This window comes from Streptomyces sp. NPDC102402 (genome assembly GCF_044765765.1).
Classification (GTDB): Bacteria; Actinomycetota; Actinomycetes; order Streptomycetales; family Streptomycetaceae; genus Streptomyces.
Genome location: NZ_JBIWKR010000002.1, coordinates 440,228 through 465,404, shown reverse-complemented (window position 1 = coordinate 465,404; position 25,177 = coordinate 440,228). Strand labels below are relative to the sequence as shown.

Here is a 25,177-nt window from a genome sequence, read left to right as displayed (position 1 = left end):
CGGCACCGCGGGGTGCCCCGGGTCCCCTTACGGCGGGGGCCCCCTCGGGCCCCCGCACGGACGCAGACGGCGCGGGCCCGTACCCCATCGCGATGGGGTACGGGCCCGCGCCGTCTGCGCGGTGAAGCGGCGGGCGGTCAGCCGCCGAGGATCTCGCGAGCCAGCTTGGCGGTCTCGGTCGGCGTCTTGCCGACCTTCACACCAGCGGCCTCGAGGGCCTCCTTCTTGGCGGCGGCGGTGCCGGAGGAGCCGGAGACGATGGCGCCGGCGTGGCCCATGGTCTTGCCCTCGGGGGCGGTGAAGCCCGCGACGTAACCGACGACCGGCTTCGTGACGTTCTTCGCGATGTAGTCGGCGGCACGCTCCTCGGCGTCGCCACCGATCTCGCCGATCATCACGATGAGGTCGGTCTCGGGGTCCGCCTCGAACGCCGCGAGGGCGTCGATGTGCGTCGTGCCGATGACCGGGTCGCCACCGATACCGACGGCGGACGAGAAGCCGATGTCACGGAGCTCGTACATCATCTGGTAGGTCAGCGTGCCGGACTTGGACACGAGGCCGATGCGGCCGGGCTTGGTGATGTCGCCCGGGATGATGCCGGCGTTGGACTGGCCGGGGGTGATCAGGCCGGGGCAGTTCGGACCGATGATCCGAGTCTTGTTGCCCTTCGAGCCGGCGTACGCCCAGAAGGCGGCCGAGTCGTGGACGGCGATGCCCTCGGTGATCACGACGGCCAGCGGGATCTCGGCGTCGATCGCCTCGACGACGGCGGCCTTCGCGAAGGCCGGCGGCACGAAGAGAACGGACACGTCGGCGCCGGTCTTCTCCATCGCCTCGGCGACGGACCCGAATACGGGTACCTCGGTGCCGTCGAAGTCGACGGACGTACCCGCCTTGCGCGGGTTCACGCCACCGACGATGTTGGTGCCGTCGGCCAGCATGAGCTTGGTGTGCTTCATGCCCGTGGCGCCGGTCATCCCCTGGACGATGACCTTGCTGTCCTTGGTGAGGAAGATAGCCATGGTGTTGGAGTCCCTCGTCCTTTACTTCGCAGCCGCGGCGAGCTCGGCGGCCTTGTCGGCCGCGCCGTCCATGGTGTCCACACGCTGCACGAGCGGGTGGTTGGCGTCGGAGAGGATCTTGCGACCCAGCTCCGCGTTGTTGCCGTCGAGGCGCACGACGAGCGGCTTGGTGACGGCCTCGCCCTTGCTCTTCAGGAGCTCCAGGGCCTGGACGATGCCGTTGGCGACCTCGTCGCAGGCGGTGATGCCACCGAAGACGTTGACGAAGACGGACTTGACGTCCGGGTCGCCGAGGATGATCTCGAGACCGTTCGCCATGACCTCTGCGGAGGCGCCGCCACCGATGTCGAGGAAGTTGGCGGGCTTCACGTTGCCGTGGTTCTCACCGGCGTACGCGACGACGTCCAGGGTCGACATGACCAGACCGGCACCGTTACCGATGATGCCGACCTCGCCCTCGAGCTTGACGTAGTTGAGGTTCTTGGCCTTGGCGGCGGCCTCGAGCGGGTTGGCCGCGGCCTTGTCCTCGAGCGCCTCGTGGCCGGCCTGGCGGAAGTCGGCGTTCTCGTCGAGAGACACCTTTCCGTCCAGCGCCAGGATGCGGCCGTCCTTGGTCTTCACCAGGGGGTTGACCTCGACGAGGAGCGCGTCCTCGGCGACGAAGGTGTCCCACAGGGTCACCATGGCCTCGGCGACACCCTCGGCCACGTCGGCCGGGAACTTCGCCTGGGCCACGATCTCGCGGGCCTTGACGATGTCCACACCGTCGACGGCGTTGACCGGGACCTTCGCGAGGGCCTCGGGGGTCTTCTCCGCGACCTCCTCGATGTCCATGCCGCCCTGCACCGACGCCATGGCGAGGAAGGTGCGGTTGGTGCGGTCGAGGAGGTACGAGACGTAGTACTCGGCCTCGATCTCCGGCGACAGCTCGGCGATCATCACCTTGTGGACCGTGTGGCCCTTGATGTCCATGCCGAGGATGTCGGTCGCGCGGGCGACCGCCTCGTCGGCGTCTGCGGCCAGCTTCACGCCGCCGGCCTTGCCTCGGCCACCGACCTTCACCTGCGCCTTGACGACGGACTTGCCGCCCAGCCGCTCGGTCGCCTCGCGGGCTGCCTCAGGCGTGTCGATGACTTCACCGGCCAGCACCGGTACACCGTGCTTGGCGAAGAGGTCCCTCGCCTGGTACTCGAACAGGTCCACGCGCGTCCGTCCCTTTTAGTGGTCTCGCGGTTGGTTTTCTGCGTGGGCGTGCCGCGAGGGCAACGTGACTGCGCGGTCACAAGGGAGGCGCACACGGTGACCGGGTACGCGGCATGTCCATCCGGCAGGTTATCCCCCGCGCCGCACCGGACCCTAAATTGCAGATCACACCTGAGCGGTGATACCGGTCACAGACTGCGCTGGTGGCCAGGGTACGGAGGACAAAACGACGCTCGCACGAGGCCGGCCGGAACGGCCTCCGGGCGGGCGCCGCGTCACCGTCCGGTGTCCGGTACCGGCAGGGGCCGCCTCTCGATCGCCGCCGCCATGACCTCGGGGAAGAGGTCCGGGGTGCAGGCGAAGACCGGGGCTCCGAGTGCTCCCAGCGCCGCTGCGTGCTCCCGGTCGTAGGAGGGCGCGCCCTCGTCGGAGAGCGCGAGCAGGGTCACGAATCCCACGCCCGACGCCGTCATCGCCGCGGCCCGCCCGACCATCTCGTCGCGGATCCCTCCTTCGTGGAGGTCGCTGATGAGGACGACGACCGTGTCCGCCGGACGGGTGATTCTCGACTGGCAGTAAGCGAGCGCGCGGTTGATGTCCGTCCCGCCGCCGAGCCGCGTCCCGAACAGGACGTCGACCGGGTCGTCGAGCTGGTCGGTGAGGTCGACGACTGCCGTGTCGAAGACGACGAGCCGGGTCGCCAGGGTCCGCATCGAGGCGAGCACCGCGCCGAAGACCGCGGCGTGGACGACGGACGCGGCCATGGACCCCGACTGGTCGACACAGAGGATGACGTCCTTCTTCACCGACCGGTCGGCGCGCCCGTACCCGACGAGACGCTCGGGAACCAGAGTGCCGGCCCCGTCCTGGCCGGGCAGGGGCACGTGGTTCTTGAGGTTGGCCCGGATCGTGCGGTCCCAGTCGATGTCGCGGTGGCGCGGCCGACGGGCCCTGGCCGAGCGGTCCAGTGCGCCGGTGAGCGTCGCCCTCGTGCGCGTGGCCAGCCGGCGCTCCAGGTCCTCGACGACCTTGCGCACGACCGCCCGGGCCGTCTCCTTCGTCGTCTCCGGCATGGCCCTGCCCAGCGAGAGCAGCGTGCCGACCAGGTGGACGTCCGGCTCGACGGCCTCCAGCATCTCCGGCTCCATCAGCAGGGCGGCGAGCCCGAGCCGGTCGATCGCGTCGCGCTGCATGACCTGGACTACGGAGCCCGGGAAGTACGTACGGATGTCGCCGAGCCAGCGGGCCATGGACGGGGCGGAAGCACCGAGCCCCGCGGAACGCTCGGCTCCGCCCCGGCCGTCCTGCTTCCTGCCGCCGTAGAGCGCTGCCAGCGCTCCGTCCATCTCCGCGTCGCGCCCGGTGAGCGCGCGTCCTGTGCTCTCTGCGCCGTCCGCCCCGAGCACCATGCGCCAGCGCCTCAGCCGCTCGTCGTCGGCGGAAGTCGCGGTCATCGCCCTCTCCTCTTCCCTCGTGTCCGACCGTCTTCCCTCGTGTCCGGCCGTCCTCTCCCGTGTCCGGCCGTCTCGTCCCGTGTCCGCCTGTCTTCTCTCATGTCCGACCGTCCGTGTTCATCTGGCCGCCGTCCTCGGCACCGGCTCCTCGGCGCCGAGCAGCAGCCGAAGTACCGGAACCACCGCGTCCGCCCGTGCCTCGTCGAGTACCCCTCCGAAGCCGGGCGCGGTGGCCCCGCCCTCGCCGCGCGTCCCGCCGGCATCCGGTCCGCGGCGGACGAGCTCACCCAGCGTGCGCCGCACCCCGGGCTCGTAGGCCGAGAACGTACGGCGCAGCAGGGGCAGTACGTCGGTGAACGTGTCGGCCGGTATGCCTGTCAGCCAGGTGTCGACGAGCCCGAGGAGCGCCTCGTCGTGGACGAGCAGCAGCCCTCCGCCGCCCGCTCCGCCGACGAAGCCCTCGATCCATGACGCCGCGTCGGCAGGTGCGGTCCCGGGCGAGAGAGCCAGCCCCATGAGTCGGGCGGCCTCGCTCCCGGCGAGCCGCCCGTCGTCCAGGAGCAGCCGGGTGGCCCGGCCGCGGATCACCCCGGCGACCCTTCCCCGGGTGGACAGTCTGTGCAGGACTGCGGCCCAGCGCTCGGGCAGTCCGTCCGCCCGCACGGTGCCGGCGAGCAGTGCGATCGCGGTGTGCACGCCGTCCACCCGGCGAAGCGCCTCGGCGGCGGCGTCCGCGTCGAGGGCGGTGCAGGCGGGGGGCAGGCCCACGCAGACGCGCTCGGCGAGGCCGACGGCCACCTCCTCCAGGGCGGAGGTGTCGGTGGACCGCACGTCCCCGTACCGCAGGGAGCGGGCCAGGGCGGGCAGCGCGTCGGCGAGATGTCCGACGTCCGCGTCGAGGGCCGCCCGGTCGGCGAGAGCCCTCATCACGACGGGCAGCGCCTCGGGCAGACCGGCCAGGAGGCACTGCTCGGCGAGCACGGTGACCCCGGCGAGCGACGACGCCGACACGGCCTCCGACTCAGCCCGGGCGGTCGCGGCTCCCAGCACGGTGGTGCCCCACACTCCGGCCTCGGCGGTCCGGACGAACAGCTCGGGCTCCCAGCGCAGCCGCCAGCTCTCCCGGAACGTCCCCGTGCTGCCACGGCCCGCGGCCGGCTCGCCCCAGTCCACCCCGAGGAGCCGCAGCCGGTGCAGCAGCCTGCTGCGGGCCGCGTCGGTGTCCTTGCGCAGATCGAGCTCCAGCTCGCGTCCCTCCGCCTCCGGCCTGAGCCTCAGGGAACGCTGCTGCCGGTCCAGGTCGCGCTGGAGAGGCACCGCGGGGGCGACGTCCGGGACCTCGCCGAGGATCTCGCCGACGACGAGGCGGTCCCGCACGAGGGCGAGCGGGACATCGGATCCCCCGCACATCACGGCCCTGACCGCGTCGGTGGCCTCGCCCAGGCCCACGGCCGGGCGGCCGCGCAGGGCAGCCAGCGTCCCGGCGAGCCGGACGGCCTCGATGACGTCCGCGGACGACACGGTCCTGTCCGTGCCGCGCAGGAGTCCGGCGACCTTCGTCATCCAGCGTTCGACGGGGCGGTCGGGTGCTGCGAACAGGTGCCCGTACCAGCCGGGCGACTCGATCCCCGCGCCGTATCCGCTGTGCCGGGCCAGCCGGCGATGGGTCCAGGGCACCCAGGTCAGCTCGGCCTTGACCTTGGGTATCCCCTTCAGCAGGGCACGGTCGGCGGCGACCGTCGTCCTCGCGGCGAGCGCGGGCACGTGCCACGCACCGCAGACCACCGCGACGCCGTCGCCGAACTCCTTGCGGGCGGCGCGCAGCCGCAGACGCATGTATGCCTCCCGGACGGCGTCCTGCGGATGCCCCCCGTCCCCGTGCGCCTCGCGCAGGGCGGTCATCGCCTCGGCGAGCGCGGCGAAGGGGGTGCGCGGGTCGGCCGGTTCACCGTCCGCCGCGCGGTGCTCGACGACGTCCTCCCACCAGCGCTCGGGGTCGTCGTAGCCCGCGGTCCCGGCGAGGATGCCGATCGGATCGACGCCCCGGTCCTTCGCCTGCCCGCTCTCCTGCCGGTCCGTCAGCGCCAGGGAGTGCGCGGCCGGCAGATCCACGAAGCGCACGGGGACCCCGTGCGTCAACGCCCAGCGGATCGCCACCCATTCAGGGGAGAAGTCGGCCATCGGCCAGAACGCGGCGCGCCCCGGATCGTCCACGGCGTGGGCGAGCAGCGCGACCGGCGGACGCATCCCGCCGTGCGCGGCGAGCGGCAGCAGCGCGTCCCCCTCGGGCGGCCCTTCGACCAGCACCGCACTCGGCCGTACGGATTCCAGAGCGGCCAGGACCGCGCGGGCGGAACCGGGGCCGTGGTGGCGCACCCCCAGGAGCAGCGGTCCGTCCGCGGCGGTGCCGGCCCCCGCGGTGCGGGGTGTCATTCGGCGGCCTCACGGCAGGCGCGGTAGAAGTCCTTCCAGCCGTCCCGCTCACGGACGACGGTCTCCACGTACTCCTGCCAGACCACCCGGTCCGCGGCCGGATCGCGGATCACGGCACCGATGACGCCCGCCGCCACGTCTCCGGGGCGCAGGACGCCGTCGCCGAAGTGGGCGGCGAGGGCGAGGCCCCCGGTGACCACCGAGATGGCCTCGGCCGTGGAGAGCGTCGCGGAAGGCGACTTGAGCGAGGTGCGGCCGTCCGTGGTGATGCCGTCACGGAGTTCGCGGAAGATGGTGACGACGCGCCGGATCTCGGCCATGCCGTCGGGTGCCGGGGGGAGGTCGAGGGCGTGTCCTGTCTGGGCCACGCGCCGGGACACGATGTCCACCTCGGCCTCGGGGGTCGCGGGCAGCGGCAGCACCACCGTGTTGAACCGGCGGCGCAGCGCGCTGGAGAGCTCGTTGATCCCGCGGTCGCGGTCGTTGGCCGTGGCGACGAGGTTGAACCCCCGGACCGCCTGGACCTCCTGTCCCAGCTCCGGGACGGGGAGCGTCTTCTCCGACAGGATCGTGATGAGCGCGTCCTGCACATCGGCGGGGATGCGGGTCAGTTCCTCGATGCGGGCGGTCATTCCGTCGGCCATGGCCCGCATGACCGGGCTCGGCACCAGGGCCTCGCGGCTGGGTCCGTCGGCCAGCAGCCGGGCGTAGTTCCACCCGTAGCGGACGGCTTCCTCGGGGGTGCCCGCGGTGCCCTGGACGAGCAGGGTCGAGTCTCCGCTGACGGCCGCGGCGAGATGCTCGGACACCCAGGTCTTGGCGGTCCCCGGAACACCGAGGAGCAACAGCGCCCGGTCCGTGGCGAGTGTGGACACGGCGACCTCGACGAGGCGGCGCGGTCCCACGTACTTCGGTGTGATGAGCGTGCCGTCCGGGAGTGTCCCGCCGAACAGATAGGTGGAGACGGCCCACGGGGAAAGCTTCCAACGGGCGGGCCTGGGGCGGTCGTCGGCGGCGGCGAGTGCCTTGAGCTCGTCGGCGAAGGCCTGCTCGGCGTGCGGCCTCAGCACTTCGCCGCCGACGGCGTCGGTCTGTACGGACACGGTCATGGATCCCCCTCCGGATCGGTCGATCCGATGCGGTTCCCACCGTGCACCACGGCACTGACAATCGGTCCCGTCCGTGAGCCCGGCCGGTCGGGAGCGGTCGCGGAGCCGACGGGGACCCGCCCGCGACGGAGCCGGGCCCGATTGTCAGTGCCGCCCTCTACCGTCGGTTCCATGGTGCTATCTCACGGGGGAGGATCCGGGCGCTCCACGGGCCCGGTGGAGCGTCGGACGGTGGAGCGCGTGCTGGAACCCGCTCCTGACGTCGCGTCACGCTCGGCCGGTCGCGCGTTCGGCTCGGAGCGCGCGTGGACCGAGGCGGGCCGGGGCGGTCCGGACGTGGCCTGGGGAATCTGCCCGGGCGACGGCGGCGCGCCGTACCGCACGGCGGTCGACGCTCGCGGGCCCGCGTACCTGTGCGGTTGCTCCGCCGGGGAGTCCCCCTGCGGACATGCGCTGGGGCTGTTGGTCCTCCTGTCCGCCGACGCCCTGGCACCGGCGGAGCCGCCTCCCTGGGCCGCGCGGTGGCTGGCGGACCGGCGCGGCCGGACGGTGCCCGGGGATTCGGCGGGCCGGACGGCGGCGGCCCGCCGCGCCGACCGCCGGACCGAGCGCGTCACGGGTGGCGCGCAGGAGCTGGAGCAGCGCCTCGCCGATCTGCTGCGTGGTGGGCTCGCGGCGGCGGACCGGCCGGAACACGGACTGTGGGAGGAGACCGCGGCCCGCATGGTCGACGCCCAGGCACCCGGACTCGCCCATCGTGTACGGGAGCTGGGATCGGTGGTGGCCTCGGGGCCCGGCTGGCCGGTGCGACTGCTGGAGGAGTGCGCGCTCCTGCATCTGCTGGACTCGGCCTGGCTCGGGCTCGATCGGCTGCCCGGCCCCCTGGCGGCTACCGTGCGTACGAGGGTGGGGCTGACGGCCACCTCAGGAGGACAGGCCGTTCGCGACCGCTGGACGGTCCTCGCCCGGTACGACACACCGGACGGCAGGATCGTCACCCGCCGCATCTGGCTGCACGGCGCGGAGTCGGGGCGCACGGCCCTGCTCCTGTCCTACGGAGCGCCCGGGCGCGCTCTGACCCTGGACCTGCCGGTGGGCACCGTGATCGACGCCGAGGTGACTCCGTATCCGGGCGGAGGCGGACTGCGGGCCGAGCTGGGCGCGCGGTTCGGTGAGCCCGTCGCCGCGACGGCGCCCCCACCCGGCGGCACGACGGCCGACGCCGTCGCCGCGTACGGACACGCCCTGCGGGACGACCCGTGGCTGGACTCCTGGCCGGTCACCCTGCGGGACGTCATACCCGCGCCGTCCGGGGACGGCTGGCAGCTGGTCGGCGCGGCGGACGGTTCCGCCCTGCCGGTCGCGCCCACGGCGCTGTCCCGGCCGGGCCTGTGGAAGCTCGTGGCTCTCTCCGGCGGCAGCCCCCTGACGGTGTTCGGCGAATGCGGACACCTCGGTTTCGACCCGCTCGCGGCCTGGCGCCCGGGGGCCGGGGGGGCGGGCGCGGCCGTGGCGCTCGCCTGACACCCGGCACCCCCTTGACCCGCCGCGCGGTTCTCCGATCCGCGATTCCTGGACCACCGGAAGGGACCCGATGCCCACCACCGCCAAGCCGGAGGGCCTGCCTGTGAACGCCCTGTGGGAGGACCTCGTCACCTCGGCCCTGCTCGGCACCGACCGGCGTCCCCTCCGGGCGCAGGACGGCTCCGCCCTCGGTCCGGCGGCGCTGCTCGACGCGGCGGCGGTGCACACCGTACGGCGCCGGGCCGCCCTGCTGCCCGCCACCGGGGCCTCCCTGCCCGAGCCCGCGCCCGCGGATCCCCGGCCGCCGCTGCCCGACGCCGCCCGGCGCCGGATCGCCCAGCTGCTCGCCGACCGCTCGGCGCCGCCCGGGGGCGGGCGCCGGGGCACGGCGCCCGATCTCACCGAGCTGATCCCCCAGTGGCTGACGTCCGCCGGTGCGCGCGGATACCGGGCGCCGGCGGAACTGCTGCCCGCCCTGCTGGACGCGGCGAGAGCCCGCACGGACCTGCGCACCCACGTCCTGGCATTCGCCGGGCCCCGGGGACTCTGGCTGGCCGGGCTGAACCCCGAGTGGAAGTTCGCGCTGCGCGCCTCGACGCGCGGCGCCCAGCGGCCCGACACGACCGACCAGGAGGCGGTGCGCCTGCTCTGGGAGGAGGGCCTCTTCGCCGAACGCGTCGCGCTGCTCACGGCCCTGCGGGAGCGGGACCCCGGTGCGGCGCGGTCCCTGCTCGCGTCCACATGGGCCGCGGAGAGGGCCGAGGACCGGCTGATGTTCCTCGATTCCCTGCGGTCCGGACTCTCGGGGGCCGACGAGCCGTTCCTGGAGGAAGCCCTGGCGGACCGCAGCCGCAACGTCCGCTCAACGGCCGCCGAACTGCTGTCCGCACTGCCCTGTTCGGCGCTCGCACGGCGGATGGCGGACCGTGCCACGTCCTGCGTGAACCCCGACCGGACGGGGGGCGGGGTCGCCGTCGCCGTGGAGGCGCCGCACGAGTGCGACACCGCGATGCAGCGCGACGGCGTGGTGCCGGCACCCCCGCCGGGGCGCGGCGAACGCTCCTGGTGGCTGGGTCAGTTGGTGGAGGCGACCCCGCTCGGTGTCTGGCGGGAGAGGTTCGACGGGCGGACGGCCCACGAGCTCGTGACGCTGCCGGTCGCGGATGGCTGGGCCGGTGAGCTGCACGCCGCCTGGTGCCGTGCCGCGGTGCGGCAGCGGGATCCCGACTGGGCGCGGGCGCTGCTGGGCGCCCCCTCGACACCACCGGCCAACGGCCCTGGGACGGCGTCGCTGGCTGAGCGGTCGAAGCTCCTCGCCATCCTGCCTCCGGGCGAACGGGCGCTCTGGGTGGCCGGGTTCATCGCCGCACACGGCCTGTCCGAGGCCTTCCAGCTGCTCGGTGTCTGCTCGGTGCCCTGGGACGGGCCGCTCGGCCGGGCGGTGGTCGACGCCCTGGACATCGCCCGGGACGCGGGGAGTTACCCCTGGAGCTTCAGCGGGGTGATGGGTCTCGCCGAGCGCTGCCTGAATCCGGCCGAGGCGGACCGGCTCGCGGTGCTCACCACCACGCCGGACGAGCCGGAAGGCGCTTCGCCGGGAGCGGGCGGGTACTGGTCGGAGGCGTTCCAGCGCCTGGTGTCCACCCTGCGGCTGCGCGCCGCCATGGACGCGGAGCTGGCCGAGGACGGCACGGGGTGAACGAGGGGGACGGCACGGGGCGAACGACGGGGACGGCGCGGGGCGAACGACGGGGCCCGGGAAGCGGACAGGGAGGGCGCGGCACGAGACCGCGGGGGCGCACACAAGGGCAGGAGCCGGGTCAGGGGGCGCGTCGGGCACAAAGGACCGCACCCGGCCACGCACCGCGCTCGGCCCCGCACCTTACCGATCCGCACCGCGCTCGGCCCCGCACCTTACCGATCCGCACCGCGCTCGGCCCCGTCCTCGCCGGCCTGCCCCTCGCCCTCCCCGCACCTCGCCGGTCCTGCACCGCACTCGGCCGCCGCAGCGCCGGCCCCGCACCGGAACCGCCGCCCGCTCGCCGGACCCGCACCGGAACCGCCGCCCGCTCGCCGGACCCGCACCGCGTCCAGGGCCCCGCTGCGGCCGGCTCATCCCGGGCCCTCGCGGACCGCTGCGGGCTCAGGCCTCCGCGGGCTGGCGGACGTGTGCGTTCACCCAGTCGACGATCGAGGCCGTCGTCGCACCCGGGGTGAAGATCTCCGCGACGCCCTGCTTCTTCAGCGGAGCGATGTCCGCCTCGGGGATGATGCCGCCGCCGAAGACCTTGATGTCCTCCGCCTCGCGCTCCTTGAGCAGTTCGATGACCTTGGCGAAGAGCGTGTTGTGCGCACCGGAGAGGATCGAGAGACCGATGGCGTCGGCGTCCTCCTGGATCGCCGTGTCCACGATCTGCTCCGGGGTCTGGTGGAGCCCTGTGTAGATGACCTCCATGCCCGCGTCCCGCAGTGCCCGCGCGATCACCTTCGCCCCGCGGTCATGGCCGTCGAGGCCCGGCTTGGCCACCACCACACGGATCGGACCGGTCACACCCATCAATGCCTCCACATGCGTCTCCCGAGCCCGGAGGGCCGGTGATGTGAACGAACGTTATCCACAGCATCCCGCACGGCGCTGTTTCGCGGTGGTCCGGGAGGGGGAAATCACACGTGGGACATGTTCGCCGGTGTCGTTCCCAGCACCGTGCGGCCCACCGGCCGCACGGGGAGCGCGCCTGGGGAGCCGCAACGAGGTCGTCGTACCACCGTGCCGTCAGCCGCTCGGCACGGTGGTACGGCCCCCGGCAGCATCAGGGCCGCCGGTCACCTCCGCAGCGATCCCCGTGAGGGCGTACGGGGCAGGGAGCCGCCTCCCCGCACGCCAGTGCAGGAGGTCGGCCATGAAGGTCCTGTCCTTCCTACCCCTACTGCTGCGCAGGTCGTGCCTGCGCCCCGCCTGGCTGTCGTCGACGCTGCTCAGGGCCACCGCGCTGGAGCTGGTGATCCTGGCCGGGCACGTGCTGATCTACCCGTCCGGCCTCACCCCTGAACGCCGGGCACCCACACCTCCACCCCCTCCCGACGACGCCGGGCGCGAGGGGGACGCGGACGGGACCACCCGTCCGGCGGAGACCACCTCCCTGCCCACCGCGGCCGGCGAGCGGCCGCCCGTCGTCCTCCTCCACGGGTTCATCGACAACCGTTCCGTCTTCGTCCTGCTCCGCCGCTCCCTGGCCCGGCACGGCTGGCACCATCTGGAGTCGCTCAACTACTCCCCCCTGACGTGCGACATCCGTACGGCGGCCGAACTGCTGGACCGCCACGTCGAGGAGATCTGCGCCCGCACCGGGCACCGTGAGATCGACATCGTCGGACACAGCCTCGGCGGCCTCATCGCGCGGTACTACGTGCAGCGAATCGGCGGGGACCGCCGGGTGCGTACCCTCGTCACCCTCGGTACACCGCACGGCGGCACGGCCGCCGCCCCGCTGGCGGGCGCGCACCCCATCGTCCGACAGATGCGCGGCGGATCCGATCTGATCGAAGAACTGCGCCGCCCCGCACCGGGCTGCCGGACACGGTTCATCAGCTTCTGGAGCGAGCTCGACAGGGTGATGCTCCCCGTCGAGACGGCCTGCGTCGACCACCCCGACCTCGACGCGGTGAACGTACGCGTCACCGGTATCGGCCACCTGGCCCTGCCGGTGCACCCCGCGGTCGCGTCCGCGATCCGCCAGGCACTCGAGTCCGACGGCGCGGTCATCGGCGCCCCCGGAGCAGCCTCCGGAGCAGCCCCCGGAGCCGCATCCGTCGCCTGACCTCCGGCGGCCGGACCGCCGCCCAACACCCTTCGAATAGAACAAATTTCGAACATAGAGCCAAACCTGCCCGCCCGGTCCACCGAAAGGCGGCCGATTGCCCGTTTCCGTCGGAGTGGAAACCCGCCGAAGATTGTCGTCCTCACCTACCGCCGGGTACAGTCGCGGCCACTACTCACCCCGGGATCCCCCCACCGGACCCCGGAACAGGTCCTGCTGCCGAGGCGAGAGAGAAGTTGGTGAACGACCAGCACCCCCACGCCGGGTATGCCGGATACGACAGCGATTCAACCGGCAGCTACGACACCGATCCGCTCTTCGGGACCATGCCGGGGCACCACGACGACAGCCACGCGACCACGCACGGCGACGGCTACGCGCCGGCGTACGACGGCGGTTACGGCGGCTACGACGCGAGCCAGTGGGACACCGGAGCCCATCAACAGGCCTCGTACGACACCTACGGCGCCCAGGCCCACCCGCAGGCGCCCCAGGGATACGACGCGACCGCCGCCTGGGCACCCGGAACCGGGATCCCGGCCCAGACCGCGGACGCGACGGGCCAGTGGGACACCACCGCCTGGAACCGGACCGACGGGACCGACCAGTGGTCGGCCGGTGACACGGGCGCTTTCCCCACCACCACGTTCGACACCACGGCCTACGCGACCGGCACCTACGCCGCGCCCGCCTTCCAGGCCGCGGAGTACGAGAGCTACGCGGCCGCCGACACCGGCACCTACGACGCCACCGCCTGGAACACCGGCGCCACGCCCGAGAGCCCCGCGTACGCATCCGAACAGACGTCGTATCACCCGTACGAACACCAGCCGGTGTCCTACGAGCCGTACGGGACAGCCGAGTTCGCCGCGCACGACGGCATCAGCGCCCCCGGCCTCCACGACTCCCCCAGCAGCCACGACCCGGCCGAAGCCGGAACGGGTACCGCCCCGACGGACGTCTGCTCCGACGCGTACGGCGAGCCCCTGGACACCGATCGGCCGGAACCCCTGCCGGACGTCGTCGAGGTGACCGCGGAATCCGCGTCCGTGGCAGCCTCCGCTCGCCCCGTGGGCCGTTCAGCCGCTCCGCGCGGTGCCGGCCGGGGCCGGCGCCGCACCCCGGCGAAGCGTTCGGCACTTCTGACCGTCGCCGTTCCCTCCGCCTGCGTCATGAGCGTCGCCGGCATCGCCGCCGCCTCGGTGAGCGGCGTCGGAGCCGAGGACACCAAGGACGAAACCACGTCCATGGCGGCGGCCGACACCGTCAAGCCGGCCGTGGCCAACAACAAGCTGGACACCCAGCTCGCCAACCTCAGCGCCGACGCCGAGAACTTCGCCGACCGTGCCAGCCGCACCCAGGAGCGCATCGACCTGAAGGAGCGCCAGGCCGCGGAGAAGAAGAAGCGCGAGGAGGAGGCCGCACGCCGCGAGGCCGCACGCCCCAAGTTCGTGCTGCCCGTGAAACAGCACGGCCTCAGCGCCACCTACGGCCAGGCAGGGGTGAACTGGATGTCCGTGCACACGGGTATCGACTTCCCCGTGTCCTACGGCACCCCCGTGATGGCGGCGACCGACGGCACCGTGCGCACCCAGTGGAACAGCGCCTACGGCAACATGGCCATCGTCACGGCGGCCGACGGCACCGAGACGTGGTACTGCCACCTCAGCACCACCAAGATCCGTTCAGGCTCGGTCAAGGCCGGCGACGTCATCGCCTACTCCGGCAACTCCGGCAACTCCACCGGCCCGCACCTCCACTTCGAGGTACGGCCGGGCGGCGGCTCGGCGATCGACCCGATGCCGTGGCTCAGCAGCCACGGGATCAACCCGAACTGATCCAGCACCAGCACCGCGTGGCCTGAAACAGCCCCGGCCTCGGACGTCCCGCCCAGGGACGTTCGAGGCCGGGGCTGTTCATGTCAGGGCTGCCCGGTCAGAGCTTCTCGACCGGCGCGTAGCGCAGCAGCAGCTTCTTGGGCCGCTCGTCGCCGAAGTCGACCGTCGCCTTCGCCTGGTCGCCGAACCCGTCGACCGCCGTCACCGTGCCCAGTCCGAACTGGTCGTGCGTGACCCGGTCCCCCACCACCAGGGTGACCACCGGCTTCTCGGAGGTACGCCGGGTCGCGAACCCCGACGGCCCGGACTTCGCCCGCGACGAGGACAGCGACGACGTGATGCCGGACGTCGGGCCCGCCGGAGCGGCCATCGGTCCCTTGCGCTTCCACTCCAGGTGCTGGTCCGGGATCTCCTCCAGGAACCGCGACGGCGGGTTGTACGAGGGCTGGCCCCACGCGCTCCGCATCGCCGCCCTGGTCAGATACAGCCGCTCGCGGGCGCGCGTGATGCCCACGTAGGCGAGCCTGCGCTCCTCCTCCAGCTCCTTCACCTGTCCCAGCGCGCGCATGTGCGGGAAGACGCCGTCCTCCATGCCGGTCAGGAACACCACCGGGAATTCGAGGCCCTTGGCCGTGTGCAGCGTCATGAGCGTCACGACGCCGGAGCCGTCCTCGTCCTCGTCGGGGATCTGGTCGGCGTCGGCGACGAGGGCGACCTTCTCCAGGAACTCCGCGAGCGTTCCCGAGCCTTCCTCCTCCGCCCGCTCCTGCTCGAATTCGAGAGCGACGGAGGCGAGCTCCTGGAGGTTCTCGATACGGGTCTCGTCCTGCGGGTCGGTGGACGCCTGGAGTTCGGCGAGATAGCCGGTCCGCTCCATGACGGCCTCGACCACGACCGCCGGGCCCGCGCCGGACTCCACGATCGTGCGGAGCTCCTCCATCAGCGTGTTGAACCGCTTCACGGCGTTCGCCGACCGGGCCGCCATGCCGTAGGCCTCGTCGACGCGGCGCAGCGCCTGCGGGAAGGAGATCTTCTCGCGCATCGAGAGGGCGTCGATCATCGCCTCGGCCCGGTCGCCGATGCCGCGCTTGGGCACGTTGAGGATGCGGCGCAGCGGGACGGTGTCCTCGGGGTTGGACAGCACCCGGAGGTAGGCCAGGACGTCCCTGACCTCCTTGCGCTCGTAGAAGCGCACTCCGCCGACGACCTTGTAGGGCAGTCCGACGCGGATGAAGATCTCTTCGAAGACACGGGACTGGGCGTTGGTGCGGTAGAAGACGGCGACGTCGCCCGCCTTCGCGTCCCCGGCGTCCGTCAGCCGGTCGATCTCGTCGGCGACGAACTGCGCCTCGTCGTGCTCGGTGTCGGCGACGTAGCCGGTGATCCGGGCGCCGGTGCCCGCGTTCGTCCAGAGGTTCTTGGGGCGGCGGCTCTCGTTGCGCTCGATGACGGCGTTGGCGGCCGACAGGATCGTCTGCGTGGAGCGGTAGTTCTGCTCCAGCATGATCGTCGTCGCGTCCGGATAGTCCTCCTCGAACTGGAGGATGTTGCGGATGGTCGCGCCGCGGAAGGCGTAGATCGACTGGTCCGCGTCACCGACGACGCACAGCTCGCCCGGGGCGTCGGCCTCGCCGGCCGGGCCCACCAGCTCGCGCACGAGGGTGTATTGCGCGTGGTTGGTGTCCTGGTACTCGTCGACCATGACGTGCCGGAAGCGGCGGCGGTAGTGCTCGGCGACGTCGGGGAACGCCTGGAGCAGGTGGACCGTCGTCATGATGATGTCGTCGAAGTCCAGGGCGTTGGCTTCGCGCAGCCGCGCCTGGTAGAGCGCGTAGGCCTGCGCCAGCGTCTTCTCGAAGCCTCCCCCATTCTCGGCTTCGCTCGAATGGGAGGTGCCCCCACCGACCTGTCCGGCGAAGGTCTCCTCGTCGATCAGCTCGTTCTTGAGGTTCGAGACCTTCGCCGTGAACGACTTCGGCGGGTAGCGCTTCGGGTCGAGGTCCAGGTCGCGGCAGACCAGGGCCATCAGCCGCTTGGAGTCGGCGGCGTCGTAGATCGAGAACGACGAGGTGAAGCCGAGGCGCTTCGACTCCCGGCGCAGGATCCGCACGCAGGCGCTGTGGAACGTCATGACCCACATGGCGTTGGCGCGCGGGCCGACGAGGTCCTCGACGCGCTCCTTCATCTCGCCGGCGGCCTTGTTGGTGAAGGTGATCGCGAGGATCTGCCCCGGGTGCACCCCGCGCTCGGCCAGGAGGTGGGCGATCCGGTGGGTCAGCACCCTGGTCTTGCCCGATCCGGCCCCGGCGACGATGAGCAGCGGGGACCCGGCGTGCACGACGGCGGCGCGCTGCTCGGTGTTCAGCCCGTCGAGCAGCGCGGCGGAGTCGATCACGGGACGCGGGGCACCGTCGCGGTAGTAGGCGTCACGCGGCGGCGGAGGAGCGTCGAAGACGTCCTCGAAGAGGCCCTCCGGCACCGCTTCGGGCGCATGCTCCTCGGGGGGCGGCGGGGGGCCGTCCTCCGAGGACTGGAGGCCGGTCAGGAAACTGTCGTCAAAGAGGCTGCTCATCGCCTCACGAGTCTAGGCGGCCGCACCGACAGCCCGGGCCGCATCGGCGACATGGACCCCGGGCCGTGCGCACAACGGTACGGACCGCCCACGGTGCGTGAGATCTCGGGGCGGTTTCCGGCCACGCGGACCACCGCATCGAAAAGGTCACGAAAATGTATCGGGCATATCGAACATCAACCTTCACAGGGACACCACGGGTTGGCTAGCGTGCTCCGACGGGTGCCCCGTACCCCCTTGAGGCGAACCGCGCCGCACGGGCGCCCCCGCCGAATCCGTACTCCCCCGAGGGGGGCCCGGAACCGGGGACCCACACGCAGCACCGGGGTGAATCGGTCCGTGCCCACCGGACCGTAGGGCAGCCTTCCGTTCCGCCCGAACCCTCCCCCAGTGCCCGAACGGCCTGGGGGGACCCCCATCGCTCACCCGGTAGGCGGTCCACGGAAGGAGATGCCGGCCTTGGCGTCGCATCGCAAGCCGCGCACCCGTGTGCGCACCACCACTCCCGCCGTCGGTCTGACGACCGCGGCGCTCGCCTCCGTCACCCTGCTCTCCACGCAGAGCGCGACGGCGGCTCCCGCCGAGCCGAAGCCCAGCATCGAGGAAGTACAGAAGAAGGTCGACGCCCTCTACCGGCAGGCCGGCACAGCGACGCAGCAGTACAACCAGGCGAAGACCGCCTCGGCCGAGCAGCGGTCCAAGGTCGACGCGCTGCTGGAGGCGGCGGCGAAGCGCGCGGACAAGCTGAACGAGACGCGCCGCGAGCTGGGCAACTATGCCGCCGCCCAGTACCGCGGCGGCTCGATCGCCCCGACGGCGACGTTCTTCCTCGCGGACGACCCCCAGTCGTACTTCGACCAGGACCAGCTGATGGCGCGGATGACCAGCCGCCAGCAGAAGGCGGTCGCCGACTTCCGTACGCAGCAGAAGCAGGCCGCGGCGAAGCGCGTCGAGGCGACGAAGAGCCTGGAGACGCTCACCGAGTCGCAGGCGACGCTGCGCACCAGCAAGCAGCAGGTGCAGGCGAAGCTCACCGAGGCGCGGAGCCTGCTGTCCGAGCTCACCGCCGAGGAGAAGGCGCGCCTCGCGGAACTGGAGCGGAAGAAGGAGGCCGAGGCCGAGCGCAAGGCCGAGGAGCTGGCCCGGCAGCAGGCCGCCGCCGCGAAGGAGAAGGCCGACCAGGCCGCCGAGAAGGAGGCCGGCACCGGCACCGGCACGGAGACGACCGGGGGCACCGGTTCCGGCAGCGGTTACGCCGCCCAGGCCGAGAAGGTCCTGGCCTTCGCCCGCGCCCAGATCGGCAAGCCCTACGTCTGGGGGGCGACGGGCCCCTCCTCGTACGACTGCTCGGGGCTCACGCAGGCGGCGTGGAAGGCGGCCGGCGTGGATCTGCCGCGCACCACCTGGGACCAGGTCGAGGTCGGGACGCGGGTGGCGACGGCGGACCTCCAGCCGGGTGACCTGGTCTTCTTCTACGACGACATCAGCCACGTCGGCATCTACAAGGGCGACGGCATGATGATCCACGCACCGAAGCCCGGCGCGAACGTCCGCGAGGAGTCGATCTACTACATGCCGATCTACGGCAGCGTGCGCCCCGCCTGATCCCGGGGCCCGGGACCCGGCACGCGGCACCCGAAGCGCGGGAAACGGCGGGCAGCACGGGCAGGCACCGGGGACACGCGGGCGGGGCCGGTCAGGGGCTCACCCCCTGACCGGCCCCGCCCCGCTCAGGTCCAGAGCGTGGCGATGAAGATGTTGGCGACCGTCAGCCCGCCGACCGCGGCGAACGCCCCCTTGCCCGCCTTCTCGTCGTCCCGCTTCACGTAGACGAGCGCCAGGATCACGATCAGGACCAGCAGCTTGATGCCGATCTTGACGTTGTTCACGCTCTGGTCGTCGGCCTGGTTGAGCCCGACCAGGGCGACACCCGTGACGAGCATGGTGAGCGCACCGTGCAGCATGGCCGGGACGAAGCGGGCCGTGCCCGCCCCCATGGCCTTCATCTGGGTCAGGAAGCCGCCCAGCAGGGAGGCGATACCGATGATGTGCAGGGCCACGAAGACATTGATGAGTACGTCCATGGCCGCAGCCTAGCCACGGCCATATCACCACTCTTCGGCCAGGTATGACTTACTGATGAGTTCATCCCGATCCTGAGCGAATTGCCGGACTCCGGTTGATTTTTCCGGTCATCTCCTGGAAACGAAACAGCACATATGGGCAATGCCTGTCATTACGCCTCTTCCCTGTGCGCCGGGTTTAGCGTCCTCCCCAGGTGACCGGCTCTGCACCGCCGCCCCCGTACCGGGCGGCGTGCCGGTCGCCCCGCCAGGAATCCGGCGGCGGGCCGCTCCCCCCTGTGGTGGCCCGCCGCCGGACCCCGGACGGGCCCGCCGGTACCCCCCGACGGGCAGTCGAACGGAAGGACGCACCACCCCCGTGCCCGCCGATCGAAAAGCCGCTCACCGCAAGCCCCGGCAACGCCTGTTCACCGGGCCTGCCGCCCGCACCGCGGCCACTCTCGCCCTCGCCGGTGCCGCGACCGCCACCGCCCTCGAAGGCGCGGCCCAGGCGGACCCCCAGCTCACCCCGGCCCAGGTCGGGGCCGAGGTCGACCGGCTCTACCACGACGCCGAGGCCGCCACCGAGAAGTACAACGGCGCGAAGGAGGACGCGGCCGCCTCCGAGAAGGCCCTCGACGCGCTGCGTGACGAGGCCGCCCGCAGGACCGATCGCCTCAACACCGCCCGCGACGCCCTCGGCTCGTACGCCACCGCCCAGTACCGCAGCGCCGGCATCGACCCCGCCGTCCGGCTGGCCCTCTCCTCCGACCCCGACCAGTATCTGGAGCGGGCCTCCTACGAGGACCGGGCGGGCGACCGGCAGGCGGGTGCGATCAACGGCGTACGCCGCCAGATCAGTGGCATCGCCCAGCTGCGCGCCCGGGCCGAGGACGAGCTCGCGGTGCTCACCGCGCGCCGGGCCGACCTCCAGAAGCACAAGGACGAGGTCCGCACCAAGCTCGCCGACGCCCGGAAGCTGCTGGCCACCCTCACCGCCGAGCAGCGCGCCGGCTACGAGCGCTCGGCCGACGCCGCGCACGGCGGCACCGCCACCCGTGCCGACCGGAGCTCCCCACGCGGCTCCGTCACCGCGCCCAACGCCCGCGCCGCGCAGGCCGTGGACTTCGCGTACGGGGCGCTCGGCAAGCCGTACGTCTGGGGCGCGACCGGACCCGCCTCCTTCGACTGCTCCGGTCTCACCCAGGCGGCCTGGCGGGCCGCGGGTGTGTCCCTGCCTCGCACGACGTACACCCAGATCAACGCCGGTCAACGCGTCTCGCGCTCCGAACTCGCCCCCGGGGACCTGGTGTTCTTCTACTCAGGCGTCACCCACGTCGGGCTCTACATCGGCGGTGGACAGATGATCCACGCCCCGCGGCCCGGCGCACCCGTGCGTATCGCGCCGATCAGCGAAATGCCCTTCGCAGGGGCGACCCGCGTCGCATAGGCTCCCGGCCTCATGGACACAGCCATCCAGAACTACGTGCGTACGCTCACCCTCCGCTCCCCGGACCACTACCGGGTCGGCCCGTTCACGGTGCGCCACAACCCGGACTGGGAGCTGAAGTTCGCGAACTACGCCATTCCCGACCGAGGGGCGGAACCAACGGCGCGGGACATCGCCGACCTGGTCGCGGCGTTCCGCTCGCGGGGACGGCTGCCCAGGCTGGAATTCCTGCCCGCCTGGGCTCCTGCGGTCGAACCGGCCCTGCTGGCAGCCGGGTTCACGGCGGAGAACCGCGCCCCGGTCCTGGCCTGCACGGCCGACGGCCTCCTCGCACCGAAGCCGGTCGACGGCCTCCGCGTCGCCGAGCCCGTCACCGCCGACGAGTTCGCCTCCGCGGCCTCCGTCCAGCACACCGGTTTCGGCGGCGAGGGCGGCCCCGACGACGGCGAGATCGCCTGGCTGCGGGCGGCCTCGGCAGGCGGTGGAGTCGCGGCACTGGCCACGGTGGGCGACATCCCCGCCGGCGCCGGCGGCTGCTCGGCACCGGACGACGGAATCGGTGAACTGGCCGGGCTGGCCGTCGCCCGCCCCTTCCGCCGCCGGGGCGTGGGCGCGGCGCTCGCCGCCTGGCTGACCCGCACCGCCTTCGAGCGCGGCTTCCACACCGTGTGGCTGGAGCCCGGCGGCCCCGACGTCGAGCGGATCTACGCGGGCGTCGGCTACCGCAGGACCGGCGAGAAGCTCAACATCTCGCTCGGTCCCGCCTGAGCACGCGTACGGCTCAGACCAGCCGTCGCGCCGTGGCCCACCGGGTCAGCTCGTGCCGGTTGGAGAGCTGGAGCTTGCGCAGCACGGCCGAGACATGGGACTCGACGGTCTTCACCGAGATGAAGAGCTGCTTGGCGATCTCCTTGTACGCGTATCCCCGGGCGATCAGCCGCAGCACCTCGCGCTCGCGCTGCGTCAGCCGGTCCAGGTCCTCGTCGACCGGCGGCGCGTCCGTCGAGGCGAAGGCGTCGAGGACGAAGCCGGCCAGCCGGGGCGAGAACACCGCGTCGCCGTCCTGGACCCGGAAGACGGAGTCGACCAGGTCGGCGCCGGTGATGGTCTTGGTGACATAGCCGCGGGCACCGCCGCGGATGACCCCGATGACGTCCTCGGCCGCGTCCGAGACGGAGAGCGCCAGGAACCGCACCGGATTCTCGACGGCGCCCATCATCGGGGCGCAGCGCCGCAGCACCTCGACGCCGCCGCCTCCGGGGAGGTGGACGTCGAGGAGGACGACCTCGGGGCGGGTCGCGGTGATCACGGTGACCGCCTGGTCGACGTCGGCGGCCTCGCCCACGACCTCGACCCCGGTCTCCTCGGTGCGGCCGATCTCGGCCTGCACCCCGGTGCGGAACATCCGGTGGTCGTCGACGAGCACGACCCGTACCCGGCGCTCCGGGCCCCCGGTCGCTTCGGTGTTCTCGGTCATTCGCTCGCCCTCTCCATCTCCAGCTCGACTTCCGTGCCCCCGCCGGGCACCGAACGCAGCCGTGCCGTGCCGCCGTTGCGCTGCATCCGGCCGATGATTGATTCTCGTACGCCCATCCTGTCGCCCGGGACGGAATCCAGGTCGAACCCCGGCCCCCGGTCCCGTACGGAGACGAAGACCGTGCGGCCCTCGACCTCCGCGAACACCTGGACGGCACCGCCCTCGCCACCGTACTTGGCGGCGTTGACCATCGCCTCGCGTGCGGCCTGCATCTGCGCCGTCAGCTTCTCGTCGAGCGGGCAGTCCCCGACGACGACGACCTCCAGCGGGACGCCGTGCTTGTCCTCGACCTCGGCTGCGGCGCGCTTGACCGCCTCGGCGAGGCTCGACGGCTCCTCGGCCTCGTCCTTGCCGGTGCCCTCGGGGTTGTACAGCCAGTTGCGGAGCTCGCGTTCCTGGGCGCGGGCGAGCCTGCGGACCTCACCGCCGTCGTCGGCGTTGCGCTGGATCAGGGTGAGCGTGTGCAGGACGGAGTCGTGGACATGGGCGGCGACCTCGGCACGCTCCTGGGCCCGGATGCGCATCAGCCGTTCCTCGGAGAGGTCCTGCGTCATCCGCACGAGGTAGGGGCCCGCGAGGAGCGCGATGCCGGTGAGCACGGCGATGGCGGCGGTCAGCGCGGTGCCCAGCTGAGCGGCCGATCCCCGGACCACCACGAAGGCGGCGAGGCCGAGTCCGACGAGCGCGACGCCGGCCAGCCCACGGGCCAGGTGCAGTAGGCGGCGCCGTCGGCCGACCTCGATCCACTGGGCGCGCCGGGCGTTGTCCGCCTGGCGCCACACGAGGACGGAGCCCGCGCCGATCAGCAGTGCCGGCCAGACGTAACGGTCCGCCTTGCTGCCCATGTCGACGTTGCCGACGAAGATCATGGCGCCGACGAGCAGCGCGACCAGGGCGAAGACCTGGCCCTTGTCGGGCTTGCGGAGTCTGCGCCGGCCGTCCGGGGCGGTCTCGAAGAGGGACCGCGTCTCCACCCCGCCGACCCCTCCGACCCCGAGGGGTACGACGATCCAGAACACCGCGTACAGCAGGGCGCCCAGGCCGTCCGCGAAGAACAGCCCGAGGAAGACGAACCGGACCCAGGCGACGGGCAGACCCAGATGTCCGGCGAGCCCGCGCGCCACACCGCCCAGCATCCGTCCGTCGGCGCTGCGGTACAGCTTGCGCGGCGCCGGCTCCTCCGGGTCCGGGGTGTGGGAGCTCGGCGCTCGGGTCGTGGCTGCTGGCATGGACCGATCGTCACACGTTCCGGCGGGTCATGGCATCAGGGTCTGCCCGGATCCGACCCTGAGGGCCGGACACCTCCGGGAGGGGGCCCGGGGGTGTCCGGGACGCAATATCAGGGACGGGCCAGGGTCGCCACGGACCCCACACGGGCGTACGGGCCGTCACCATGGAGCCATGACCGTTCCCCAGGACGCCTCCCCCGGCGTCGCTCCGCCCCCCGAACCCGCACCGCGGCTGCGGCGCAGCAAGCGGCAGAAGGTGGTGGCCGGGGTCTGCGGCGGGCTCGGCCGGTACTGCGACGTGGACCCGGTGATCTTCCGGATCGTGCTCGGTGTCCTCGCGGTGACGGGCGGCATCGGCCTGATCTTCTACGGCTTCGCGTGGCTGCTGCTCCCCGTGGACGGCGAGGACGAGAACGAGGCGCGCCGGCTGCTGTCCGGCCGGGTCGAGGGCGCCTCGCTGATCGCGCTGCTGCTGGCCCTGGTGGGCTGCGGGCTGCTGCTGTCGATGCTGCACAACGGCGGGATGCTCGCCTTCGCCGCGATGCTGTCGCTGACCGTGATCGGCTTCTCCGTCTGGACGCAGCACCGCAGGACGGCTCCGCCCGAGGAGGCACCGGGCGCCGCGCCGCACGTACCGGGAGGTACGGCGCACGCCGCCGGTCACGGGGCACCGCCCGAGGTGAAGGCACCGCCCAAGACGGCGGGCCCGTCCTGGTGGCGGGATCCGATCGTCAAGGACGGCACGACCGGTCCGGCTGGTACGGGCTATCTGTGGGGGCCCGCGAACGCGGTGTCCGAAGCGGCGGGACACGGCCGGCGCGGGCCGACCGCGGACGCCCCGTTCCGCCCGCCCCACCGTCCGCAGGGCACCCGGGGCCCCCGGTCGATCGGCGGCCTGGTCTTCCTGCTCGCCCTGCTCGCGGGCGGCCTCGGCACCGGGCTGAGCTGGGAGACCGAGCCGCTGGGCACGGCCCTGCAGACCGGGCTGGCCGCCGCGCTCGGGGTCTTCGGCCTCGGCCTGCTGGTGGCCTCCGTGCTCGGCAGGACCGGCTTCGGCACGATCCTGCTGGCCATGATCACGGCGGGACTGCTGGCGGGGGCCTCCCTCGTCCCGGCCGACATCGGCACCGACTGGGCCCGCAAGGAGTGGCGTCCGGCGTCGGTGGCCGCGGTCCAGCCGGAGTACAGACTGAACACCGGCGTCGCGAAGCTCGACCTCTCCCGGGTCACGGTGCCCGAGGGCGAGACACTGCGCACCCGCGTCCAGCTCGCGGCGGGCCGCGCGCTCGTCGTCGTACCGGCCGGGGTGACGGTGAAGATGGACGCCGAAGCGGGGCTCGGCGACATCCAGTTCCCCTCGGACCAGCGCAAGGACGTGGACATCGCCCCCGACCGGCGCACCCGGCGCACCCTGGCACCTCCCGCGAACAGCGAGCCCGCCGGCACCGTCGAGCTGGACATGGGAATCGGCATCGGACAGCTGGAGGTCATCCGTGCTGCGTCATGAGATCCGCCCGGGCCGCGCGGTGGCAGGCCTCGTCATGCTCACCCTGGCGGCCGGTTACGCGGCGGACGCGGCGGGGGCCTGGAACGCCCCGTGGACGTTCTTCGTGCCCGTCTTCATCGGCGGTCTGTGGCTGGCGGCCACGGTGACCTGGGTCAACTACAGGGTGCGGCGGAGGCGGGAGGCGCGGAAGGCATCGGCGGAGGCACCGGCACCTGGCTCGACCCGGATGCTCTGACCACCACGGGTCAGCCGGTCTCCGGCGCGCTGCCGGGGCGCTCGACCGTCTGGGAGCCGGCCACGCGGGCCGTCGTGAGGCGGGCGAAGTCCGCTGCCAGGGACACGGCCTCTTCCTGCGCCCCCGGTCCTCCGGGTCCGCTTCCCCCCTGTCGACACCGGCGTCCGCTCGCCTTTACGGTCC

Annotated in this window: 19 protein-coding genes; 9 read left to right on the top strand and 10 right to left on the bottom strand. The window is 72.6% G+C overall.

Going from position 1 to position 25,177, the window contains the following annotated elements; all coding sequences use genetic code 11:
• Nucleotides 1-137 precede the first annotated feature (137 nt).
• From sucD to ACIRJR_RS06990, 5 genes are all read right to left on the bottom strand, one after another.
• Nucleotides 138-1,022, bottom strand: coding sequence for a succinate--CoA ligase subunit alpha (sucD, locus tag ACIRJR_RS07010; protein ID WP_356737463.1), 885 nt, complete (start codon nt 1,020-1,022; stop codon nt 138-140).
• Nucleotides 1,023-1,043: 21 nt separating this feature from the next.
• Nucleotides 1,044-2,225, bottom strand: a complete 1,182-nt coding sequence (sucC, locus tag ACIRJR_RS07005; RefSeq protein ID WP_403774960.1) for an ADP-forming succinate--CoA ligase subunit beta — start codon at nt 2,223-2,225, stop codon at nt 1,044-1,046.
• Between the two features lie 275 nt (nt 2,226-2,500).
• A complete protein-coding gene (locus ACIRJR_RS07000) occupies nt 2,501-3,679 on the bottom strand; it encodes a VWA domain-containing protein (protein ID WP_403774957.1) in 1,179 nt (392 codons plus the stop codon).
• 117 nt (nt 3,680-3,796) lie between these two features.
• On the bottom strand, nt 3,797-6,112 hold the full coding sequence (locus ACIRJR_RS06995) for a DUF5682 family protein (RefSeq protein ID WP_403774954.1): 2,316 nt from the start codon (nt 6,110-6,112) through the stop codon (nt 3,797-3,799).
• A complete protein-coding gene (locus ACIRJR_RS06990) occupies nt 6,109-7,221 on the bottom strand; it encodes an AAA family ATPase (RefSeq protein ID WP_403774951.1) in 1,113 nt (370 codons plus the stop codon). The genes ACIRJR_RS06995 and ACIRJR_RS06990 overlap by 4 nt, the downstream gene beginning before the upstream one ends.
• A 171-nt stretch (nt 7,222-7,392) precedes the next feature.
• On the opposite strand from ACIRJR_RS06990, the gene ACIRJR_RS06985 reads away from it, so the two are divergent.
• Together ACIRJR_RS06985 and ACIRJR_RS06980 are read left to right on the top strand one after the other, a co-directional pair.
• On the top strand, nt 7,393-8,745 hold the full coding sequence (locus ACIRJR_RS06985; protein WP_403774948.1) for an SWIM zinc finger family protein: 1,353 nt from the start codon (nt 7,393-7,395) through the stop codon (nt 8,743-8,745).
• Nucleotides 8,746-8,815: 70 nt separating this feature from the next.
• Nucleotides 8,816-10,444, top strand: coding sequence for a DUF5691 domain-containing protein (locus ACIRJR_RS06980; protein ID WP_403774945.1), 1,629 nt, complete (start codon nt 8,816-8,818; stop codon nt 10,442-10,444).
• 444 nt (nt 10,445-10,888) lie between these two features.
• Here the strand turns inward: ACIRJR_RS06980 and ACIRJR_RS06975 are convergent, their stop codons facing one another.
• Nucleotides 10,889-11,302: a cobalamin B12-binding domain-containing protein gene (locus ACIRJR_RS06975; RefSeq protein ID WP_403774942.1), complete on the bottom strand. Its 414-nt coding sequence runs from the start codon at nt 11,300-11,302 to the stop codon at nt 10,889-10,891.
• Between the two features lie 343 nt (nt 11,303-11,645).
• Here ACIRJR_RS06975 and ACIRJR_RS06970 point away from each other — a divergent pair, with 343 nt between their 5' ends.
• Together ACIRJR_RS06970 and ACIRJR_RS06965 are read left to right on the top strand one after the other, a co-directional pair.
• Nucleotides 11,646-12,563, top strand: coding sequence for an esterase/lipase family protein (locus tag ACIRJR_RS06970; protein WP_403774939.1), 918 nt, complete (start codon nt 11,646-11,648; stop codon nt 12,561-12,563).
• Nucleotides 12,564-12,802: 239 nt separating this feature from the next.
• On the top strand, nt 12,803-14,401 hold the full coding sequence (locus ACIRJR_RS06965) for a M23 family metallopeptidase (protein WP_403774936.1): 1,599 nt from the start codon (nt 12,803-12,805) through the stop codon (nt 14,399-14,401).
• A 97-nt stretch (nt 14,402-14,498) separates the two neighbouring features.
• Here the strand turns inward: ACIRJR_RS06965 and pcrA are convergent, their stop codons facing one another.
• On the bottom strand, nt 14,499-16,973 hold the full coding sequence (gene pcrA, locus ACIRJR_RS06960; RefSeq protein ID WP_403774933.1) for a DNA helicase PcrA: 2,475 nt from the start codon (nt 16,971-16,973) through the stop codon (nt 14,499-14,501).
• Between the two features lie 450 nt (nt 16,974-17,423).
• Here pcrA and ACIRJR_RS06955 point away from each other — a divergent pair, with 450 nt between their 5' ends.
• Nucleotides 17,424-18,578, top strand: a complete 1,155-nt coding sequence (locus ACIRJR_RS06955) for an NlpC/P60 family protein (RefSeq protein WP_403774930.1) — start codon at nt 17,424-17,426, stop codon at nt 18,576-18,578.
• A 125-nt stretch (nt 18,579-18,703) separates the two neighbouring features.
• Here the strand turns inward: ACIRJR_RS06955 and ACIRJR_RS06950 are convergent, their stop codons facing one another.
• Nucleotides 18,704-19,057: a hypothetical protein gene (locus tag ACIRJR_RS06950; RefSeq protein ID WP_403774927.1), complete on the bottom strand. Its 354-nt coding sequence runs from the start codon at nt 19,055-19,057 to the stop codon at nt 18,704-18,706.
• 358 nt (nt 19,058-19,415) lie between these two features.
• Here ACIRJR_RS06950 and ACIRJR_RS06945 point away from each other — a divergent pair, with 358 nt between their 5' ends.
• Together ACIRJR_RS06945 and ACIRJR_RS06940 are read left to right on the top strand one after the other, a co-directional pair.
• Nucleotides 19,416-20,486, top strand: a complete 1,071-nt coding sequence (locus ACIRJR_RS06945) for an NlpC/P60 family protein (protein WP_403774924.1) — start codon at nt 19,416-19,418, stop codon at nt 20,484-20,486.
• A 12-nt stretch (nt 20,487-20,498) separates the two neighbouring features.
• Nucleotides 20,499-21,254 carry a GNAT family N-acetyltransferase gene (locus ACIRJR_RS06940; RefSeq protein ID WP_403774921.1) on the top strand — a complete coding sequence of 252 codons (756 nt, stop codon included), beginning with the start codon at nt 20,499-20,501 and terminating at the stop codon, nt 21,252-21,254.
• A gap of 13 nt (nt 21,255-21,267) precedes the next feature.
• On the opposite strand, the gene ACIRJR_RS06935 is transcribed toward ACIRJR_RS06940, so the two are convergent.
• Nucleotides 21,268-21,963 (bottom strand): response regulator transcription factor, encoded by a 696-nt coding sequence (locus ACIRJR_RS06935; RefSeq protein WP_103516958.1) that lies wholly within the window; start codon nt 21,961-21,963, stop codon nt 21,268-21,270.
• Complete coding sequence (locus ACIRJR_RS06930; protein ID WP_403774917.1) at nt 21,960-23,252, bottom strand: PspC domain-containing protein; 1,293 nt, start codon at nt 23,250-23,252, stop codon at nt 21,960-21,962. The genes ACIRJR_RS06935 and ACIRJR_RS06930 overlap by 4 nt, the downstream gene beginning before the upstream one ends.
• Nucleotides 23,253-23,424: 172 nt before the next feature.
• Between ACIRJR_RS06930 and ACIRJR_RS06925 the strand changes: the two genes are divergently transcribed.
• Together ACIRJR_RS06925 and ACIRJR_RS06920 are read left to right on the top strand one after the other, a co-directional pair.
• Complete coding sequence (locus tag ACIRJR_RS06925; RefSeq protein ID WP_403774914.1) at nt 23,425-24,759, top strand: PspC domain-containing protein; 1,335 nt, start codon at nt 23,425-23,427, stop codon at nt 24,757-24,759.
• Nucleotides 24,746-24,994, top strand: coding sequence for a hypothetical protein (locus ACIRJR_RS06920; RefSeq protein WP_403774911.1), 249 nt, complete (start codon nt 24,746-24,748; stop codon nt 24,992-24,994). Before ACIRJR_RS06925 ends, ACIRJR_RS06920 begins: the two co-directional genes overlap by 14 nt.
• Nucleotides 24,995-25,177: the final 183 nt, after the last annotated feature.

Excerpts from the sequence above, each read along its gene's own strand:
- ACIRJR_RS06955 (WP_403774930.1), top strand. The coding sequence starts at position 17,424 with ATGCCGGCCTTGGCGTCGCATCGCAAGCCGCGCACCCGTGTGCGCACC.
- ACIRJR_RS06975 (WP_403774942.1), bottom strand. The coding sequence starts at position 11,302 with ATGGGTGTGACCGGTCCGATCCGTGTGGTGGTGGCCAAGCCGGGCCTC.
- ACIRJR_RS07000 (WP_403774957.1), bottom strand. The coding sequence starts at position 3,679 with ATGACCGCGACTTCCGCCGACGACGAGCGGCTGAGGCGCTGGCGCATG.
- ACIRJR_RS06980 (WP_403774945.1), top strand. The coding sequence starts at position 8,816 with ATGCCCACCACCGCCAAGCCGGAGGGCCTGCCTGTGAACGCCCTGTGG.
- ACIRJR_RS06940 (WP_403774921.1), top strand. The coding sequence starts at position 20,499 with ATGGACACAGCCATCCAGAACTACGTGCGTACGCTCACCCTCCGCTCC.
- ACIRJR_RS06930 (WP_403774917.1), bottom strand. The coding sequence starts at position 23,252 with ATGCCAGCAGCCACGACCCGAGCGCCGAGCTCCCACACCCCGGACCCG.
- ACIRJR_RS06935 (WP_103516958.1), bottom strand. The coding sequence starts at position 21,963 with ATGACCGAGAACACCGAAGCGACCGGGGGCCCGGAGCGCCGGGTACGG.
- ACIRJR_RS06985 (WP_403774948.1), top strand. The coding sequence starts at position 7,393 with ATGGTGCTATCTCACGGGGGAGGATCCGGGCGCTCCACGGGCCCGGTG.
- ACIRJR_RS06990 (WP_403774951.1), bottom strand. The coding sequence starts at position 7,221 with ATGACCGTGTCCGTACAGACCGACGCCGTCGGCGGCGAAGTGCTGAGG.
- ACIRJR_RS06925 (WP_403774914.1), top strand. The coding sequence starts at position 23,425 with ATGACCGTTCCCCAGGACGCCTCCCCCGGCGTCGCTCCGCCCCCCGAA.
- ACIRJR_RS06970 (WP_403774939.1), top strand. The coding sequence starts at position 11,646 with ATGAAGGTCCTGTCCTTCCTACCCCTACTGCTGCGCAGGTCGTGCCTG.
- ACIRJR_RS06950 (WP_403774927.1), bottom strand. The coding sequence starts at position 19,057 with ATGGACGTACTCATCAATGTCTTCGTGGCCCTGCACATCATCGGTATC.
- pcrA (WP_403774933.1), bottom strand. The coding sequence starts at position 16,973 with ATGAGCAGCCTCTTTGACGACAGTTTCCTGACCGGCCTCCAGTCCTCG.
- ACIRJR_RS06995 (WP_403774954.1), bottom strand. The coding sequence starts at position 6,112 with ATGACACCCCGCACCGCGGGGGCCGGCACCGCCGCGGACGGACCGCTG.
- sucD (WP_356737463.1), bottom strand. The coding sequence starts at position 1,022 with ATGGCTATCTTCCTCACCAAGGACAGCAAGGTCATCGTCCAGGGGATG.